This is a genomic window from Citrobacter enshiensis (assembly GCF_029338175.1).
GTDB classification, from domain to species: domain Bacteria; phylum Pseudomonadota; class Gammaproteobacteria; order Enterobacterales; family Enterobacteriaceae; genus Citrobacter_D; species Citrobacter_D enshiensis.
Genome location: NZ_CP119862.1, coordinates 4259270 through 4277165, shown reverse-complemented (window position 1 = coordinate 4277165; position 17896 = coordinate 4259270). Strand labels below are relative to the sequence as shown.

General features: G+C 53.8%; 18 protein-coding genes and 1 pseudogene. 9 read left to right on the top strand and 10 right to left on the bottom strand.

The features are described from left to right. The first annotated feature begins 14 nt into the window (after positions 1-14). Complete coding sequence (gene mgtA, locus P2W74_RS20340; protein ID WP_276292997.1) at positions 15-2723, top strand: magnesium-translocating P-type ATPase; 2709 nt, start codon at positions 15-17, stop codon at positions 2721-2723. Between the two features lie 70 nt (positions 2724-2793). Here the strand turns inward: mgtA and ridA are convergent, their stop codons facing one another. The 4 genes from ridA to pyrL form a co-directional block, all read right to left on the bottom strand. After that, positions 2794-3180, bottom strand: coding sequence for a 2-iminobutanoate/2-iminopropanoate deaminase (gene ridA, locus P2W74_RS20335; protein WP_276292996.1), 387 nt, complete (start codon positions 3178-3180; stop codon positions 2794-2796). A 109-nt stretch (positions 3181-3289) separates the two neighbouring features. Beyond that, on the bottom strand, positions 3290-3751 hold the full coding sequence (gene pyrI / locus P2W74_RS20330) for an aspartate carbamoyltransferase regulatory subunit (RefSeq protein ID WP_192610888.1): 462 nt from the start codon (positions 3749-3751) through the stop codon (positions 3290-3292). An 11-nt stretch (positions 3752-3762) separates the two neighbouring features. After that, positions 3763-4698, bottom strand: coding sequence for an aspartate carbamoyltransferase (gene pyrB, locus P2W74_RS20325; protein WP_192610889.1), 936 nt, complete (start codon positions 4696-4698; stop codon positions 3763-3765). A 36-nt stretch (positions 4699-4734) separates the two neighbouring features. After that, a complete protein-coding gene (pyrL, locus tag P2W74_RS20320) occupies positions 4735-4836 on the bottom strand; it encodes a pyr operon leader peptide (protein ID WP_276292995.1) in 102 nt (33 codons plus the stop codon). Between pyrL and P2W74_RS20315 the strand changes: the two are divergent. The 3 genes and pseudogenes from P2W74_RS20315 to P2W74_RS20305 form a co-directional block, all read left to right on the top strand. Beyond that, a pseudogene (locus P2W74_RS20315) lies at positions 4816-4890 on the top strand (hypothetical protein); the annotation flags it as partial. The gene pyrL and the pseudogene P2W74_RS20315 sit on opposite strands and share 21 nt — an antisense overlap. A gap of 205 nt (positions 4891-5095) precedes the next feature. Further along, positions 5096-5545, top strand: coding sequence for a YhcH/YjgK/YiaL family protein (locus tag P2W74_RS20310; RefSeq protein ID WP_276292994.1), 450 nt, complete (start codon positions 5096-5098; stop codon positions 5543-5545). 436 nt (positions 5546-5981) lie between these two features. Continuing rightward, positions 5982-7235 (top strand): PTS ascorbate transporter subunit IIC, encoded by a 1254-nt coding sequence (locus P2W74_RS20305; protein WP_276292992.1) that lies wholly within the window; start codon positions 5982-5984, stop codon positions 7233-7235. Between the two features lie 162 nt (positions 7236-7397). Here P2W74_RS20305 and argF read toward each other — a convergent pair whose 3' ends face one another. Together argF and argL are read right to left on the bottom strand one after the other, a co-directional pair. Continuing rightward, positions 7398-8402, bottom strand: a complete 1005-nt coding sequence (gene argF / locus P2W74_RS20300) for an ornithine carbamoyltransferase (RefSeq protein WP_276292991.1) — start codon at positions 8400-8402, stop codon at positions 7398-7400. Then, on the bottom strand, positions 8372-8467 hold the full coding sequence (argL, locus tag P2W74_RS23685) for a putative translational regulatory protein ArgL (protein WP_412767202.1): 96 nt from the start codon (positions 8465-8467) through the stop codon (positions 8372-8374). Before argL ends, argF begins: the two co-directional genes overlap by 31 nt. A 98-nt stretch (positions 8468-8565) precedes the next feature. On the opposite strand from argL, the gene rraB reads away from it, so the two are divergent. Both rraB and miaE read left to right on the top strand, forming a co-directional pair. Continuing rightward, a complete protein-coding gene (gene rraB / locus P2W74_RS20295; RefSeq protein WP_276292990.1) occupies positions 8566-8982 on the top strand; it encodes a ribonuclease E inhibitor RraB in 417 nt (138 codons plus the stop codon). A 59-nt stretch (positions 8983-9041) separates the two neighbouring features. Then, the gene (gene miaE / locus P2W74_RS20290) at positions 9042-9800 is read left to right on the top strand and encodes a tRNA isopentenyl-2-thiomethyl-A-37 hydroxylase MiaE (protein ID WP_276292989.1); all 759 of its coding nucleotides are present in this window, start codon (positions 9042-9044) and stop codon (positions 9798-9800) included. A gap of 35 nt (positions 9801-9835) precedes the next feature. On the opposite strand, the gene P2W74_RS20285 is transcribed toward miaE, so the two are convergent. The 4 genes from P2W74_RS20285 to pepA form a co-directional block, all read right to left on the bottom strand. Next, positions 9836-10339 (bottom strand): GNAT family N-acetyltransferase, encoded by a 504-nt coding sequence (locus tag P2W74_RS20285; RefSeq protein WP_276292988.1) that lies wholly within the window; start codon positions 10337-10339, stop codon positions 9836-9838. A 175-nt stretch (positions 10340-10514) separates the two neighbouring features. Further along, on the bottom strand, positions 10515-13370 hold the full coding sequence (gene valS / locus P2W74_RS20280; RefSeq protein ID WP_276292987.1) for a valine--tRNA ligase: 2856 nt from the start codon (positions 13368-13370) through the stop codon (positions 10515-10517). Continuing rightward, positions 13370-13813 carry a DNA polymerase III subunit chi gene (gene holC, locus P2W74_RS20275; protein WP_276292986.1) on the bottom strand — a complete coding sequence of 148 codons (444 nt, stop codon included), beginning with the start codon at positions 13811-13813 and terminating at the stop codon, positions 13370-13372. Before holC ends, valS begins: the two co-directional genes overlap by 1 nt. Positions 13814-13931: 118 nt before the next feature. Next, positions 13932-15443: a leucyl aminopeptidase gene (pepA, locus tag P2W74_RS20270; RefSeq protein ID WP_192610898.1), complete on the bottom strand. Its 1512-nt coding sequence runs from the start codon at positions 15441-15443 to the stop codon at positions 13932-13934. Positions 15444-15597: 154 nt separating this feature from the next. On the opposite strand from pepA, the gene P2W74_RS20265 reads away from it, so the two are divergent. The 3 genes from P2W74_RS20265 (at position 15598) to lptG (ending at position 17893) form a co-directional block, all read left to right on the top strand. Beyond that, on the top strand, positions 15598-15648 hold the full coding sequence (locus P2W74_RS20265; RefSeq protein ID WP_223307023.1) for a hypothetical protein: 51 nt from the start codon (positions 15598-15600) through the stop codon (positions 15646-15648). A 62-nt stretch (positions 15649-15710) separates the two neighbouring features. Next, positions 15711-16811, top strand: a complete 1101-nt coding sequence (gene lptF, locus P2W74_RS20260; protein ID WP_276292984.1) for an LPS export ABC transporter permease LptF — start codon at positions 15711-15713, stop codon at positions 16809-16811. Next, positions 16811-17893 carry an LPS export ABC transporter permease LptG gene (gene lptG, locus P2W74_RS20255; RefSeq protein WP_276292983.1) on the top strand — a complete coding sequence of 361 codons (1083 nt, stop codon included), beginning with the start codon at positions 16811-16813 and terminating at the stop codon, positions 17891-17893. Before lptF ends, lptG begins: the two co-directional genes overlap by 1 nt. The last annotated feature ends 3 nt before the right edge of the window (positions 17894-17896 follow it).

The following is a 17896-nucleotide window of genomic DNA, read 5'->3' as shown; positions in this document are numbered from 1 at the left end:
CGGAGGGACTGCCCATGTTTAAAAATATCACCCGTTTACTTTTTGTCCGGCTGAGCCGCCATTTACCTTATCGTCTGGTGCATCGCGATCCGTTGCCCAACGCGCAGACCGTGGCCAGTACGCCAGTTCCCCCTTCATTAAGCGAGCGCTGTCTGAAGGTCGCCGTGATGGAAGAAGAGGCGCTCTGGCAGACATTCGACGCGCACCCGGAAGGGCTGAATCATGCCGAGGTTGAGCGCGCTCGTGAAAAATATGGCGAGAACCAACTCCCGGCTCAGCAGCCCGCGCCGTGGTGGCGGCATTTATGGGTGTGCTATCGCAACCCGTTCAATATTTTGCTCACCATTCTGGGCGGGATCTCCTATGCCACCGAAGATCTGTTCGCTGCTGGCGTAATTGCCCTGATGGTCGTCATTTCTACGTTGTTGAATTTTGTGCAGGAAGCGCGTTCGACGAAAGCGGCGGATGCCCTGAAGGCGATGGTCAGTAATACGGCGACGGTGCTGCGCGTGATAAACGACACCGGAGAGAACGGCTGGGTTGAACTGCCCATCGACCAACTGGTGCCTGGCGATATCATCAAACTGGCGGCGGGCGATATGATCCCGGCCGACCTGCGCGTCTTCCTGGCGCGTGATCTGTTTGTCGCACAGGCCTCTCTGACAGGCGAGTCGCTGCCTGTCGAGAAAGTGGCGACGACGCGTGACCCGCAGCAAAGCAATCCGCTTGAGTGCGACACGCTGTGTTTTATGGGCACCAATGTGGTGAGCGGCACGGCGCAGGCGATGGTCATGGCGACGGGCGCCAATACCTGGTTTGGTCAACTGGCGGGAAGCGTCACCGAACAGGAAAGCGAGCAGAACGCTTTTCAAAAAGGCATTAGCCGCGTCAGTATGCTGCTAATTCGCTTCATGTTGGTGATGGCGCCAGTGGTGCTGATCATTAACGGTTACACCAAAGGCGACTGGTGGGAGGCGGCGCTCTTTGCGCTGTCGGTGGCCGTTGGCTTAACGCCGGAGATGCTACCGATGATTGTCACCTCCACGCTGGCGCGTGGGGCGGTGAAGCTTTCAAAACAGAAGGTGATTGTCAAACATCTCGACGCCATCCAGAACTTTGGTGCGATGGACATTCTCTGTACCGATAAAACCGGCACGCTGACGCAGGATAAAATTGCGCTGGAGAATCACACCGATATCTCGGGAAAACCCAGCGAACGCGTGTTGCATTCCGCCTGGCTGAACAGTCATTACCAGACCGGGCTTAAGAATTTACTCGATACCGCCGTGCTGGAAGGGGTGGATGAAGCGGCTGCGCGCCAGCTTTCCGGTCGCTGGCAGAAAATTGACGAAATCCCGTTTGATTTTGAACGCCGCCGGATGTCGGTGGTGGTGGCAGAAGAGGCCAGTGTACATCAACTGGTGTGCAAAGGGGCGTTGCAGGAGATCCTCAGTGTCTGCACCCAGGTGCGGCACAACGGCGACATTGTGCCGCTGGATGACAATATGTTGCGGCGGGTTAAGCGTGTGACTGACACCCTGAACCGACAGGGACTGCGTGTGGTGGCGGTGGCGACAAAATACCTGCCCGCGCGTGAAGGGGATTATCAGCGTATTGATGAGTCTGATCTGATCCTTGAGGGTTATATCGCGTTTCTCGATCCCCCGAAAGAGAGCACTGCACCGGCGCTGAACGCGCTGAAAGCCAGCGGGATAGGCGTAAAAATCCTCACCGGAGACAGTGAGCTGGTGGCGGCAAAAGTCTGCCATGACGTCGGGCTGGATGTGGGAGAGGTGGTTGTTGGTAGCGACATCGAACGACTCAGCGATGATGAACTGGCGAATTTGGCGCTGCGCACCACGCTGTTTGCGCGCCTGACGCCGATGCACAAAGAGCGCATCGTCACGTTACTGAAACGCGAAGGGCATGTGGTCGGGTTTATGGGCGACGGTATCAATGACGCGCCCGCATTGCGTGCTGCCGACATTGGTATTTCCGTTGACGGCGCGGTGGACATTGCCCGTGAAGCCGCTGATATCATTCTGCTGGAAAAAAGCCTGATGGTACTGGAAGAAGGGGTAATAGAGGGGCGGCGTACCTTCTCTAATATGCTGAAGTACATCAAGATGACCGCCAGCTCTAACTTCGGTAATGTCTTCAGCGTGCTGGTGGCGAGCGCCTTCCTGCCGTTCCTGCCGATGTTGCCGCTACACTTACTAATTCAAAACCTGCTGTACGATGTATCCCAGGTGGCGATCCCGTTTGATAACGTTGATGAGGAGCAGATCCAAAAGCCGCAGCGCTGGAATCCCGCCGATCTTGGGCGCTTTATGCTGTTCTTTGGGCCGATCAGTTCGATCTTTGACATTCTGACGTTTTGCTTGATGTGGTGGGTATTCCACGCCAATGTGCCGGAAGCGCAAACCCTGTTCCAGTCAGGCTGGTTTGTGGTAGGGCTGCTGTCGCAAACATTGATTGTGCATATGATCCGTACCCGCCGCGTGCCGTTTATTCAGAGCCGAGCCGCGTGGCCATTAATGCTGATGACATTGCTGGTGATGGTCGTGGGGATTGCGTTGCCGTTCTCACCGCTGGCAAGTTATCTGCAATTGCAGGCGTTGCCGCTGAGCTATTTCCCATGGCTGGTGGCGATTCTGGTGGGGTATATGACGCTGACGCAGTGGGTGAAGGGGTTTTATAGTCGGCGTTACGGTTGGCAGTGATCTGTTTTGCCGGATTGTTAGCGCCATCCGGCAATCGTAATCCGGGCATTAGCGCCCGGATTTTTATCGCTTAGCGACGAACGGCGATCGCTTCGATTTCAATCTTCACGTCTTTCGGCAGGCGTGCCACTTCGACGCAGGAACGCGCCGGGAAGGTGGCATTGTGCTCGTTGAAGAACGCTTCGTAAGTGGCGTTCACAGTGGCAAAGTCGTTCAGATCTTTGACGAACACGGTGGTTTTAACGATGTCGCCTACTTTCAGGCCTGCCGCTTCGACGATAGCTTTTACGTTATCCAGCGACTGACGCGCCTGAGCGGACACGTCTTCCGGTACGCTGCCGGTTTTTGGATCAACCGGGATCTGACCGGAAGTGATGATCATGCTGCCCAGGTCTACGCCCTGAACATAGGGGCCGATTGCTGCTGGTGCATTTTCCGTCGCGATAGTTTTGCTCATGATATCTCCTGAATTACAGCGGTAATTGAGGCTGCATCAATCCACTTGAGGGATGCAGCCTCATGTTCCCGGTCATTATAGGGAGCCGGGAATCCATAACCAACCCCAATTAGTTGGCGAGCACCACATAATGAGAAAACTCTTTTTCACAGTATTTGCATTTGAGTGCAATATCGTCTACGCGTTTTTTCACTGAAAAACTGGAAGAAACCGGTTCTGCATGGCTGATGCAGTTACTGTTCGGGCAGACCAGTACGCTTTCGATACGCTCCGGCAGGCTGGGCCGGGATTTACCCACAACGTCGTAATCATCAATGCGATTCACGGTAGCTTGCGGTGCGTACAGAGAGAGTTGGTTTACCTGCTCATCGGTCAGAAACGTGTTTTCGATTTTGATAAGGTCTTTGCGGCCCATTTCGCCCGACGGCAGATTAAGGCCGATGGTGATTCGCTGGTCAGTTTCGGTCAGCTTGAACAGAGTCAGTAGCTTAAAACCGACCTGGGCGGGAATGTGGTCAATCACGGTGCCGCGTTTGATTGCTTCAACCTGAAGTTTGTTGTCGTGTGTCATCTCTTTTCCCCTTACAGTGCCAGATCGCGATTCAGAACCAGTGCCAGTAACGCCTGGCGAGCGAAAATACCGTTTCCAGCCTGCTGGAAGTACCAGGCGTGCGGCGTTTTGTCGACGTCGGTGGTGATCTCATCAATACGCGGCAGCGGGTGCAGAACCTTCATGTTTTCACGCGCGCCGTTCAGGTCGCTGGCGCGCAGGACGAACTGCGCTTTGACGTTGGCGTATTCTGAGGGATCCAGGCGCTCTTTCTGTACGCGGGTCATATACAGAATGTCCACCTCAGCCATCACCTCTTCGAAGTTGCCATGCAGACTCCAGGCAATGCCTTTCTCATCGAGCATATCAAGGATGTACTGCGGCATGGCCAGCGCATCCGGGGCGATGAAGTAGAAGCGATTGCCTTCGAACTTTGCCAGCGCCTGCGTCAGAGAGTGCACGGTACGGCCATATTTCAGGTCGCCGACCATCGCGATGTTCAGATTATCCAGACGGCCTTGTGTCTCCTGAATGGTGAACAAATCCAGCAGCGTTTGGGTCGGATGCTGGTTAGAGCCGTCACCCGCATTCAAGACCGGTACGGTGCCGGAAAACTCGGTGGCCAAACGCGCCGCGCCTTCCTGTGGGTGGCGCATGACGATAGCGTCAACATAGGTGCTGATGACGGAAATGGTGTCCGCCAGCGTCTCGCCCTTTTTACCCAGAGAGGTGTTGCTGCTGTCGGAGAATCCGACCACGCTGGCACCCAGACGGTGCATTGAGGTTTCGAATGATAAGCGGGTACGGGTTGAAGCCTCAAAGAAACAGCTGGCGATCACTTTGTGCTTCAGCAGCTCCGGCTGCGGGTTGGTTTTTAATTTCGCCGCGGTCGCCAGGACCAGATTGAGGTCATCGCGACTAAGGTCGTTTATGGAAATGATGTGTTTTTGATATAGCGGGTTAGCCATGTTTATCTCCTGACGCCTGGGCAAAAAAAAAGCCCCTCAATTGAGGGGCTGGGAATTGGTGATCAACGGAAAGAAAAATGGCAGTCCGGCGTCTGTTTTCAGACGCGGTAAGACAGAATGTCGAACACACTGGACCATACTTCCTCCCGGCAAATTGTCCGCGATTATACTCAGCTCCGTTATGGGATCAAGTGATTAATGCACAAATTCCATAAGGAAAACGATTGAGGTGAGTGGAGTGGCGTTTTTACTGCATTTTTATTCGCTGTTAGAGCGACTGCCAAACGTCACGAAAAACATGCGCTGTCGCAAAACATGATGAAATAGCGATGGTATGGCCGCCGTTTTTTTCGTATAACCTTTAAAATGAAACGACGTTTTAATTAAGGGGTATAGGATGATCACAGGCAATATCCACAATCTGCAATCCTGGCTGCCGGAAGAGCTGCGCCAGGCTATTGAATATATCAAAGCAAACGTGACGGATGTGACCGAAAAGGGTAAGCATGATATCGATGGTAACCGCCTGTTCTATCTGATCTCAGAAGACATGACGGAACCGTTTGAGAAGCGCCGTGCCGAATTCCACGCCCGCTACCTCGATATTCAGATCGTGTTAAAGGGACAGGAAGGGATGACGTTCAGTACGCAACCTGCGGGTGCGCCGGAGACGGACTGGCTGGCGGACAAAGACATCGCGTTTTTACCCGAAGGCATTGAGGAAAAAACCGTTGTGCTGAACGAAGGTGATTTCGTGGTGTTTTATCCGGGTGAAGTGCATAAGCCACTGTGCGCGGTGGGTACACCGGCGACAGTGCGTAAGGCTGTTGTGAAGATGCTGGTGTAGTAGAGGCGTCTGAATAGGCTTTCCCACTCACCCTATCCCACTCACCAAAGGTGAGAGGGATAGGGTTATAGTGGTCGAGTTATTTTGGACACATCCCGGAGGTCTTGCCGCTCCATATCGCTGGGCGACAGCCCGCCGTTATTTTTACGTGACCGAACTGCTTTCGGGGGAAGCAATGCCGGATGGCGACGTAAATGCCTTATCTGGCCTACGGATATGTGCCTGCATTGAATGATATGACCTTATTGTATTTATTATATCTATATATTTTGATCTTAAATCAATTTGACACTTTATTTTTATTTTTATGAAATGGCGTTTCTGTATTGTGCGTCACAAAAAACATCCACCTGTTTGTTAGTATTTTCTCCGTTTCGTCATCACGTCTGCGTAAAGGGTTTGCCTCGACGGTTATTAACAGAGAGAAGGGATTACGGTGGAATACTTACTAAGGTTGTTTGGCACTCCTGCTATTATTATCGCCTTTATTGCATTTCTTGGACTTTGCCTACAAAGAAGCAAGGTGAGTGCAATTATCAGAGGGACGGTTTTGGCTTTTGTGGGATTCGTCCTTATTAAAACGGGTGGCGGCATTTTGGGTGGCGTGCTGACCATGTTTAGTGATTTGTTTACCCATGCATTTGGTTTACGCGGTGTTGTTCCAAGTAATGAGGCCATTATGGCCCTTACGATCGATAAATTAGGTCGACCTGCAGCGATTATTTTGTTCTTCGCCATGATTGTTAATATTTTTCTGGCAAGATATACACGCTTTAAATCAATCTACCTTTCATTACACTTAGTGGTGTTTATGGCTTTTTCCGTCACCGCTGCGCTGACGGGGTTGGGTTACAGCGAGTTATTTTGCATTGTATTTGGTTCACTCGTTATCGGTACTTACATGGCTGTTTTCCCCACTCTTCTATCCCGTTTCAGCAGGAAGGTGATTGGGCATAACGACTATTGCATCGCGCATGCGGCATCGACGTCTTATCTCGCGGCATCCTATCTTGGTAAATGGTTCGGCAACACCTCCGTTGATGTCGAGCATGTTACGGTGAGTGATAAATTCAGCTTTCTGAAAAACCCTGATGTAGCGACATTTTTGACCATGTTCTTCCTGCTCGGAATCTCATCATTGTTCGCCAGTAATGAATATATGGATGGTATCCTGAAACAACAACCTTATTTAATCTGGTTGTTGGAACGTTCGGCGACATTTGCGGGCGGCTTATTTATCGCGAAAAAGGGTGTGGTATTATTTGCGGAAGAAATTGTTCCGGCATTCAAAGGCTTTTCGCAAGTTGTGGCTCCGGGGGCTATTCCTGCGGTTGATCCAATGGTGTTGTTTGAAAAATCCCCGAATGCAGTATTGATTGGTTTCCTTGTCAGTTTCTTTGCTGAATTGTGTTGTATCGCACTTTTCCCGCTAATAGGACTCCCCATTATCATTCCGGGTATTCTGGCGAGTTTTACCTGTGGTGGTACTGCGGCAATTTTTGGTAATGCTACGGGGGGATTCAGAGGCGCGGTTATTGCAAGTTTCTTCAACGGCTTGCTTTTATGTTTCCTGCCTGCAATGGTTCTTCCGTTATTTAGCCATCTGGGCGTTAATGGGGTGACCTTCGCCGACCCAGACTTTACTATCTTGTCACTCTTTATTAAGTATACTTTCGGCCTTGTACATTAAGTACGAAAACGAATAACGAGTTATCCGGCGATGTCTTAATACGACATCGCCCCGTTTTCAGAAGGGATACTGTAATACCGGATGGCGACGTAAACGCCTTATCCAGCCTACAGAGCGCACTGCCCGTAGGCCAGATAAGTACAGCGCCATCCGGTACTCAACTTACTGGCTCAATGTCGCCACCATCACCGCTTTGATGGTGTGCATACGGTTTTCTGCCTGATCAAAGACAATGCTTGCCGGAGACTCAAACACCTCATCGGTGACTTCCATACCGCCATGCAAGCCATACTCTTCTGCCATTTTCTTACCGAGCGTGGTCTGATCGTCATGGAAGGCGGGCAGGCAGTGGAGGAATTTCACCTGTGGATTGCCGGTCAGCGCCATCATCGCGCTATTCACCTGATAATCACGCAGCAGCACGATGCGTTCCGCCCATTTCTCTTTGGCTTCCCCCATCGACACCCACACATCGGTATAGATAAAGTCAGCGCCCTTCACGCCTGTCGCAATCTCTTCGGTCAGTGTGATATTACCGCCGTTTTTCTGCGCCATCGCCTTGCATTCCGCCACAAGGGACGTGTCCGGCCAGCAGGAGGTTGGTGCAACCAGGCGTAAATTCAGCCCCGTTAATGCCGCCGCTTCCAGCATCGAATTACCCATGTTGTTACGCGCATCGCCTGCATACACCAACGTCATTTCATTGAACGCTTTACCTGGCAGATGCTCCTGCATGGTCAGCAGGTCTGCCAGCAATTGCGTCGGGTGAAATTCATTGGTCAGGCCGTTCCATACCGGCACGCCGGCATACGCCGCCAGCGTTTCGACAATTTCCTGGCCGTAGCCGCGATACTGTATGCCGTCGTATATGCGGCCCAGCACGCGCGCGGTATCTTTGATAGATTCTTTATGGCCAATCTGGCTGCCGCTGGGTCCGAGGTACGTGACGCGGGCGCCTTGATCGTATGCGGCAACTTCGAAAGAGCATCGGGTACGGGTCGAGTCTTTTTCGAAGATGAGCGCGATATTTTTACCGGTCAGTTTTGGCGCTTCTTTACCGTTTTTCTTATCGGCTTTCAGCTGCGCGGCGAGTTGCAGTAGAGTGGTAAGTTCAGCGGAGGTGAAATCAAGCAACTTCAAGAAATGCTTCTGATAAAACGCAGACATGGTTCCCTCACATGGTCAAGACCATTTATTGAATTAAAATTCAATTTATATGGATGATTATTCATTTGCAACCCTGTTTAACAAATCTTTGCTGGAAAGGTGGAGGCAATGTCAGCGGTATGTGACAATAAGAGTATCGGCAGGACATTATGAGGAATCAGCCATGGCAAACCCGGAACTACTGGAAGAGCAGCGTGAAGAGACGCGCTTGATTATTGAAGAATTACTCGACGATGGCAGCGATCCCGACGCGCTGTACACCATTGAGCATCACCTTTCCGCAGATGACTTCGAAACGCTGGAGAAAGCCGCGGTAGAAGCGTTCAAACTCGGCTATGAAGTGACCGAGCCGGAAGAGCTGGAAGTGGAAGAGGGTGACACAGTCATCTGCTGCGACATCCTCAGCGAATGCGCGCTGAACGCGGAGCTCATCGACGCTCAGGTAGAGCAGCTGATGAATCTGGCGGAGAAGTTTGAAGTGGAATACGACGGCTGGGGAACTTACTTTGAAGACCCTAACGGCGAAGACGGCGACGATGAAGATTTCGTCGACGAAGACGACGACGGTGTGCGCCACTAAGTTCCAGATGCTATACGGTACGGCAGCGCCTGCTGCCGTACCTTAATGACAGGTTGCCAATGGATTACCCGCAAATACTCTCCCCGGTTCTTTCTTTTCTGCAATGCCCAACGCCAAAGGCGTGGCTCGATAAAGCCCGCGATCCGACGAATCTCCCGCTACTGTTAACCGACCACCTGGTGTGTGAATTGAAAGCCGCGCAAACGGCGATGCTGCTGGTGCGTAAATATGTTGCGGATAAACAGGGGGCTGATGCGTTGCTTGCCTGGCTACAGCCCTACGAAGCGTTTGCCTTCCGTGAAGGGCCGGAGCCTGATTTCGTCGCCCTGCATAAGCAGATCGGCAAAAGCGCGATGCCGCAGACGGACGATCCGTGGGGGCAGGCGTTGATCGACAGCATGGGGCTGCTGATCAAAGAGGAGTTGCATCACTTCTGGCAGGTGCGCGAAGCCATGACCGCACGCCAGATCCCGTACGTGAAGATCACTGCCAGCCGCTATGCCAAAGGGATGCTGAAAGAGGTGCGAACTCACGAGCCGTTGACGCTGATTGATAAGCTGATTTGCGGGGCCTATATCGAAGCGCGTTCCTGCGAGCGTTTTGCCGCGCTGGCGCCGTATCTTGATGAGCCGTTGCAGAAGTTTTATCTCTCGCTGCTGCGTTCAGAAGCGCGTCACTACCAGGATTACCTGGCACTGGCGCAGCAGGTGTCGAAAGTGGATATCACGCCGCGCGTGCGCTTCTTTGGCGAAGTGGAGGCGGCGTTAATTACCTCGCCGGACAACGAGTTTCGTTTTCACAGCGGTGTGCCGGTGTGATTGTCTGCCCGATACGCGTACTGCGTCGGGCACACTTACAGACCTTTCAGCATCCGCACTTCGCAATCCACATGCCCGGTGCAGCCCAGCGGTTCGCTGATGTGCTCAAAGCCTAAATGTTCATACAGGCCAATCGCTTCACGCAGAAACGCGGTGGTTTCCAGATAGCAGCGTTTGAAGCCATGCTCGCGGGCGTGATCGAGCGCCATCAGCGCCAGTTTCTTCGCCAGACCCTGGCCACGCACCGTCGACAGAAAATACATCTTCTGCAATTCACAAATATCCGGCTCGCTACAGGAGAGTGGCGCAATGCCGCCGCCGCCCACCACGCGACCATTTTGCTCCACCACCCAATAAGCGTGGCCTGGCTGGCTGTAGAGCTGGTACAGCTCATCCAGATTCGGATCGGCAACGGTATAGCCTTTGTCGGCGGTCAGGCCGTATTCGGCGGAGACCTGGCGGATGACGCTGGCCACCGCGGGATTATCGTCAGCGGTGATAAGACGCAGGGTCGCCGCGACCGGAGATATAACACTCATAGCGAAACTCGAAATAATTAGTGACGGATATACGCAGTTAATAACACCGCAGGGCAGGGGAGTGCAAGAGAGGATAATTCAGGAACGAAGGTATTGTGCGCCTGATAAAGCGCACAATACATTGATATTGCAACGGACTGTAGGCCGGGTAAGCGTAGCGCCACCTGGCATTTGATTACAGCGCGGCGATAACCGCCTGCTGCTCAACCAGTTTCGCTTTCGCTTCCGCGTAACCGTCCAGCTTCTCACGCTCTTTGGCGATCACCGCTTCCGGTGCGCGCGCCACAAAGCCTTCGTTAGACAGTTTGTTTTCGATGCGGCTGATTTCACCTTCGATTTTCGCCACTTCTTTCGCCAGACGCGCCAGCTCATCTTCTTTGTTGATGAGGCCAGCCATCGGGATCAGCAGCTCAGCACCGTCGATGATTTTGGTTACCGACACCGGACCTTTGTCATCGGCTGGCAGCACGGTGATGCTCTCCAGACGCGCCAGATTCAGCAGGAAGCCACGGTTGTCGTTCACACGACGCTCCGCGTCCTTGCTGCAACCGCGCAGCAGCAGCTCCAGCGGTTTGCCCGGAGCGATGTTCATTTCCGCACGGACGTTACGTACCGCAATGATGGCCTGTTTCAGCCACTCGGTGTCAGAAGCTGCTGCTTCATCAACCTGAGACGCATCGTACTGCGGGAACGGCTGCAGCATGATGGTGTCGGCGGTGATGCCGCAAATCACTTTCACGCGCTGCCAGATGGTTTCAGTGATGAACGGAATGATCGGGTGCGCGAGGCGCAGCAGACCTTCCAGCACGGTCACCAGAGTATGGCGAGTGCCGCGCAGTTCAGACTCAGAACCCCCGTTCATCACCGGCTTGGTCAACTCCAGATACCAGTCGCAGAACTGGTTCCAGGTGAACTCGTACAGGATGCCTGCAGCGATATCGAAGCGGTAGTTATCCAGCGCTTCGCGGTACGCTTTGATGGTCTGGTTAAACTCCGCCAGAATCCAGCGGTCCGCCAGCGACAGGGTCATTTCGCCGCCGTTGAAGCCGCAATCCTGCTCTTCGGTGTTCATCAGCACAAAGCGGCTGGCGTTCCACAGTTTGTTACAGAAGTTACGGTAACCTTCCAGACGCTTCATATCCCAGTTGATATCGCGACCGGTAGAGGCGAGTGCCGCCAGGGTGAAGCGCAGGGCGTCGGTGCCGTGCGGCTCGATGCCATCCGGGAATTGCTTTTCGGTACGCTTACGGATTTTCTCCGCCAGCTGTGGCTGCATCATGTTACCGGTACGTTTCTCCAGCAGGTCTGCCAGTGAGATACCGTCGACCATATCCAGCGGATCAATAACGTTGCCCTTGGATTTGGACATCTTCTGGCCTTCGTCGTCACGAATAAGACCGGTCATGTAGACGGTATGGAACGGAACCTGCGGCTTGCCGTTTTCATCTTTGATGAAGTGCATGGTCATCATGATCATGCGGGCAATCCAGAAGAAGATGATGTCGAAGCCGGAGACCATTACGCTGGATGGGTGGAACTGACGCAAGGCGTCGGTGTTTTCCGGCCAGCCGAGAGTGGAGAAGGTCCACAGCGCGGAGGAGAACCAGGTATCGAGAACGTCTTCGTCCTGACGAAGCGCAATGTCGGCGCTCAGGTTGTTTTCCTTCCGCACTTCGTCTTCGGTGCGACCCACGTAGACGTTGCCTTCGTTGTCGTACCATGCCGGGATACGGTGACCCCACCACAGCTGACGGGAGATACACCAGTCTTGAATATCACGCATCCAGGAGAAATACATGTTTTCGTACTGCTTCGGCACGAACTGAATGTCGCCGTTCTCAACCGCTTCAACCGCTGGTTTTGCCAGCACATCGGCACGCACGTACCACTGGTCGGTCAGCATCGGTTCGATAACTACACCGCCACGGTCGCCGTACGGCACGGTCAGATCGTGGGGTTTAATCTCTTCCAGCAGGCCGAGAGCGTCAACGGCAGCAACCACCGCTTTACGGGCGGCAAAGCGTTCCAGCTTCTGGAACTCCGCCGGGATATCGCTGGCGTAGACGTCAGATTCTTCGCCTTTCGTATCAAATACCTGAGCGCTTTCACGGATATCGCCGTCAAAGGTCAGAATGTTGATCATTGGCAGAGCGTGACGTTTACCGACTTCATAGTCGTTAAAGTCGTGCGCCGGGGTGATTTTCACGCAGCCGGTGCCCTTTTCCATGTCGGCGTGTTCATCGCCCACAATCGGAATGCGGCGGTTCACCAGCGGCAGTACCACGAATTTGCCAATCAGATCTTTATAACGCGGATCCTCCGGGTTTACGGCCACGCCGGTATCGCCCAGCAGGGTTTCCGGACGCGTGGTAGCGACGACCAGATAATCTTTACCGTCTGCGGTTTTCGCGCCGTCGGCCAGCGGATAGCGGATGTGCCACATCGAGCCTTTGGACTCGCGGTTTTCCACTTCCAGGTCAGAGATGGCGGTGCGCAGTTTCGGGTCCCAGTTGACCAGGCGTTTGCCACGGTAAATCAGGTCTTCTTTGTAGAGGCGTACGAAGACTTCTTTCACGGCATTGGAAAGACCTTCGTCCATGGTGAAGCGCTCACGCTCCCAGTCCACGGAGTTACCGAGACGGCGCATCTGACGGGTAATGGTGCCGCCAGATTCCGCTTTCCACTGCCAGATTTTGTCGATGAACGCATCGCGTCCGTAATCGTGACGGGTTTTACCTTCTTCAGCGGCAATCTTGCGCTCAACGACCATCTGGGTGGCGATACCGGCATGGTCGGTCCCCGCCTGCCAGAGGGTGTTTTTACCCTGCATGCGCTGGTAGCGGATCATGGTATCCATGATGGTTTGCTGGAAGGCGTGACCCATATGCAAACTGCCGGTGACGTTCGGCGGCGGGATCATGATGCAGAAGGATTCTTTACTTTCATCACCGTTTGGCTTGAAGTAGCCCTGCTGTTCCCAGTGCTCGTAAAGCGGCTGTTCGATATCTTGTGGGTTGTATGTCTTTTCCATTATTTCCAGGTTGCCGTATTCAGGTTAAAACCAGCCACGCGGTAGGCTTTGTAGCGTTCACGCGCCAGTTGTTTCAGAGAATCTTCGTAAGGAACGAAGTCTATCACTTCTGTGAAAGCGGTGGCAAAATCTGCAAAGTTTGTTCGCAGGCTGATCAAAATATCCCGCGGGCTGCTGTTGCGTTTTTGCGGCCAGGCAATTTCAACCGGCGCGCCACCTCTCGGGCCTTCACCCGCCAGATTATGTGGGACAAAACTGTCAGCCGGTCTTGCCCACAGTGCTTCATCCAGACGAATGGCCTGCTGCTCATCTTCACAGGCAATCAGCACGCGCTTGCCACTGCGCCAACGTTCTGCGGCAACGTCGCACACCAGTTGTTCGACAGCGCTTAAGCCATCGACATGGGTGTCGTTGTCCAGAAGGTAGAACGTTGCATTCTTCATATATGGGGCTTCTTGTTGTGGATTTAAACGTATTGTCCGGTGGCGCTGCGCTTACCGGGTCTACGGTATCGTGACGTTGTAGGCCGGGTAAGGCGAAGCCGCCACCCGGCATTTAACATCACTCTTCGCCGTTAAACCCGGCGCGGTTGAGCAGGAACTGCGACAGCAACGCGACCGGACGACCGGTTGCGCCTTTCGCTTTGCCGGAACGCCATGCGGTACCGGCGATGTCCAGGTGCGCCCAGTTATACTTACGGGTAAAGCGCGACAGGAAGCAGCCTGCGGTGATTGCCCCGCCAGGACGCCCGCCGATGTTAGCCATATCCGCAAAGTTGGACTCCAGTTGCTCCTGGAACTCATCGCCCAGCGGCAGACGCCATGCGCGGTCACCCGCCTGCTCGGACGCGCTAATGAGCTCGTGCGCCAGCGGATTATGGTTCGACATCAAACCGGTGATGTGATGGCCCAGCGCAATCACGCAGGCGCCGGTCAGGGTCGCCACGTCAATCACCGCTTCTGGCTCAAAACGCTCAACGTAGGTTAATACGTCGCACAGCACCAGACGGCCTTCAGCATCGGTGTTCAGCACCTCAACGGTCTGACCGGACATGGTGGTCAACACGTCGCCCGGACGATAAGCTCGCCCGCCCGGCATGTTTTCACAGCCCGCCAGCACACCGATGACGTTAATCGGCAACTGCAGTTCCGCCACCATGCGCATCACGCCGTACACTGCAGCCGCGCCGCACATGTCGTACTTCATCTCGTCCATGCCTTCGGCAGGCTTGATGGAGATACCGCCGGAGTCAAAGGTCAGCCCTTTACCGACCAGCACGATCGGACGCACGTCTTCGGACGGATTACCTTTGTATTCGATCACCGACATCAGCGATTCGTTTTGCGAACCGTTGCCCACCGCGAGGTAGGAGTGCATGCCCAGCTCTTTCATCTGCTGTTCGCCGATGACGCGGGTAATGACGTTTTTGCTGTAGGAATCGGCCAGCTGACGCGCCTGCGAAGCCAGATAACCGGCGTTGCAGATGTTCGGCGGCATATTGCCAAGATCTTTTGCTGCCTTGATACCGGCGGCAATCGCCAGACCGTGCTGGATCGCGCGTTCGCCGCTGGTCAGTTCACGGCGGGTCGGCACGTTGAAAACCATTTTACGCAGCGGACGGCGCGGTTCGCTTTTGTTGGTTTTCAGTTGATCAAAACTGTACAGCGTCTCTTTGGCTGTCTCGACCGCCTGACGCACTTTCCAGTAGTTATTACGACCTTTGACGTGCAGCTCGGTCAGGAAGCAGACGGCTTCCATTGAGCCAGTATCATTCAAAGTATTGATGGTTTTCTGAATGACCTGCTTGTACTGGCGCTCATCAAGTTCGCGCTCTTTGCCACAACCAATAAGGAGAATTCGCTCGGACAAAACGTTCGGCACATGGTGCAACAATAGCGTCTGCCCCGGTTTTCCTTCCAGTTCGCCACGGCGCAGCAGTGCGCTAATGTACCCGTCGCTGATCTTATCGAGCTGTTCTGCAATCGGAGAGAGGCGACGCGGTTCAAAGACGCCCACGACGATGCAGGCACTCCGCTGTTTCTCCGGGCTACCGCTTTTTACACTGAACTCCATGCACTACACTCCTGATTCTTAAAGACAACGGCGGTGGCTACGGATAGAATTGCAAGCTTTCGTAACTCATGTCCGCTGTTGCGGTGACTTCGTGTTAATCTTAACGTTATTACGGTATTGGCACGTCAGAACAATTTTCTGAGAGGTGAATCCGTTGAGTATAATAGTCTTAGCGACGATTTCGACGACTCAAGAGAATAAATGACGTTTAAGCCATGAAACAAGCTAAAATCCTGCAAAAGACGAGTTTTTACGGGCGTATTTAAAGTGATAATCATAAGATATCTGGTACGGGAGACGCTCAAAAGCCAACTTGCGATCCTTTTCATCTTGCTTTTGATTTTCTTTTGTCAAAAGTTAGTGAGGATCCTCGGTGCGGCGGTTGACGGTGATATTCCGGCAAATCTGGTGCTCTCGCTACTGGGGCTGGGCGTGCCTGAAATGGCGCAGCTCATTCTGCCTCTCAGCCTGTTCCTCGGGCTGCTGATGACGCTGGGCAAACTCTATACTGAAAGTGAAATTACGGTCATGCACGCCTGCGGGTTGAGCAAAGCCGTCCTGGTAAAAGCCGCCATGGTACTGGCGTTGTTTACTGGTATTGTCGCTGCGGTCAACGTCATGTGGGCGGGACCTTTATCATCTAAACATCAGGATGAAGTGCTGGCGGAGGCGAAAGCCAACCCCGGTATGGCTGCGCTTGCGCAGGGGCAATTCCAGCAGGCAACCAATGGCAGCTCGGTCCTGTTTATCGAAAGTGTCGATGGCAGCGACTTCAAAGATGTATTTCTCGCGCAAATCCGCCCGAAAGGCAACGCCCGTCCTTCCGTGGTAGTGGCGGATTCCGGACATTTGACGCAGCTTGGCGACGGCTCTCAGGTGGTCACCCTGAATCAGGGGACACGCTTCGAAGGGACCGCACTGTTACGTGATTTCCGCATTACCGATTTCCAGAACTATCAGGCGATCATCGGGCATCAGGCGGTTGCGCTGGATCCCAATGATTCCGAGCAGATGGATATGAGCGCTCTGTTGTCGGCCAATACCGATCGTGCCCGGGCGGAACTGCACTGGCGCCTGACGCTGGTATTTACCGTCTTTATGATGGCGCTGATGGTCGTGCCGCTGAGCGTGGTGAACCCGCGTCAGGGACGCGTCCTGTCGATGCTTCCAGCGATGTTGCTGTATCTGTTGTTCTTCCTTGTGCAGACCTCCCTGAAATCCAATGGCGGTAAAGGCAAACTGGACCCGGCTCTCTGGATGTGGGTGGTGAACCTTGCGTATCTGGCGTTGGCGATTGGCCTGAACTTGTGGGATACAGTGCCGGTACGCCGTCTGCGTGCCCGTTTTCTGCGTAGAGGAGCGGTGTAATGCAGCCATTTGGTGTACTTGACCGCTATATCGGTAAAACCATTTTCACCACCATCATGATGACGCTGTTCATGCTGGTGTCGCTCTCCGGCATTATCAAGTTCGTCGACCAGCTGAAAAAAGCCGGGCAGGGGAGCTACGATGCGCTGGGCGCAGGGATGTATACCCTGCTCAGCGCGCCAAAAGATGTGCAGATCTTCTTTCCGATGGCGGCGCTGTTGGGCGCGTTACTGGGGCTGGGGATGCTGGCGCAGCGCAGCGAACTGGTGGTGATGCAGGCTTCTGGCTTCACCCGCATGCAGGTGGCGCTGTCGGTCATGAAAACGGCCATTCCACTGGTGCTGTTGACGATGGCAATTGGCGAGTGGGTTGCTCCGCAGGGCGAGCAGATGGCGCGTAACTATCGTGCTCAGCAGATGTATGGCGGCTCGCTGCTTTCTACTCAGCAAGGGCTGTGGGCGAAAGACGGCCACAACTTTGTGTATATCGAACGGGTTAAAGGCGACACGGAGCTGGGCGGGATCAGTATCTACGGCTTCAACGACCAGCGCCGTTTGCAGTCGGTACGTTATGCCGCTTCTGCGAAATTCGATGCTGAGCACAAAGTATGGCGTCTGTCGCAGGTCGATGAGTCCAACCTGACCAATCCCAAGCAAATCACCGGTTCACAGACGGTGAGCGGTACCTGGAAAACCAACCTGACGCCGGACAAACTCGGTGTGGTGGCGTTAGATCCAGATGCGCTTTCCATTAGCGGTCTGCACAGCTACGTGAAGTATCTGAAGTCGAGTGGTCAGGACGCCGGACGCTACCAGCTCAATATGTGGAGTAAAGTGTTCCAGCCGCTCTCTGTGGCCGTCATGATGCTGATGGCGCTGTCGTTCATTTTCGGTCCGCTGCGTAGCGTTCCGATGGGGGCGCGTGTTGTAACCGGTATCAGCTTTGGTTTTGTCTTCTACGTGCTTGACCAGATCTTTGGTCCACTGACGCTGGTGTACGGCATTCCGCCGATTATTGGCGCGCTGTTGCCAAGCGCATCGTTCTTCCTGATCAGCCTCTGGTTAATGCTGCGGAGATCGTAATCC

Excerpts from the sequence above, each read along its gene's own strand:
- valS (WP_276292987.1), bottom strand. The coding sequence starts at position 13,370 with ATGGAAAAGACATACAACCCACAAGATATCGAACAGCCGCTTTACGAG.
- ridA (WP_276292996.1), bottom strand. The coding sequence starts at position 3,180 with ATGAGCAAAACTATCGCGACGGAAAATGCACCAGCAGCAATCGGCCCC.
- P2W74_RS20285 (WP_276292988.1), bottom strand. The coding sequence starts at position 10,339 with ATGAGTGTTATATCTCCGGTCGCGGCGACCCTGCGTCTTATCACCGCT.
- pyrI (WP_192610888.1), bottom strand. The coding sequence starts at position 3,751 with ATGACACACGACAACAAACTTCAGGTTGAAGCAATCAAACGCGGCACC.
- mgtA (WP_276292997.1), top strand. The coding sequence starts at position 15 with ATGTTTAAAAATATCACCCGTTTACTTTTTGTCCGGCTGAGCCGCCAT.
- P2W74_RS20310 (WP_276292994.1), top strand. The coding sequence starts at position 5,096 with ATGATCACAGGCAATATCCACAATCTGCAATCCTGGCTGCCGGAAGAG.
- lptG (WP_276292983.1), top strand. The coding sequence starts at position 16,811 with ATGCAGCCATTTGGTGTACTTGACCGCTATATCGGTAAAACCATTTTC.
- holC (WP_276292986.1), bottom strand. The coding sequence starts at position 13,813 with ATGAAGAATGCAACGTTCTACCTTCTGGACAACGACACCCATGTCGAT.
- pepA (WP_192610898.1), bottom strand. The coding sequence starts at position 15,443 with ATGGAGTTCAGTGTAAAAAGCGGTAGCCCGGAGAAACAGCGGAGTGCC.
- argF (WP_276292991.1), bottom strand. The coding sequence starts at position 8,402 with ATGTCTGCGTTTTATCAGAAGCATTTCTTGAAGTTGCTTGATTTCACC.
- miaE (WP_276292989.1), top strand. The coding sequence starts at position 9,042 with ATGGATTACCCGCAAATACTCTCCCCGGTTCTTTCTTTTCTGCAATGC.
- pyrL (WP_276292995.1), bottom strand. The coding sequence starts at position 4,836 with ATGGTCCAGTGTGTTCGACATTCTGTCTTACCGCGTCTGAAAACAGAC.
- argL (WP_412767202.1), bottom strand. The coding sequence starts at position 8,467 with ATGAATAATCATCCATATAAATTGAATTTTAATTCAATAAATGGTCTT.
- rraB (WP_276292990.1), top strand. The coding sequence starts at position 8,566 with ATGGCAAACCCGGAACTACTGGAAGAGCAGCGTGAAGAGACGCGCTTG.
- pyrB (WP_192610889.1), bottom strand. The coding sequence starts at position 4,698 with ATGGCTAACCCGCTATATCAAAAACACATCATTTCCATAAACGACCTT.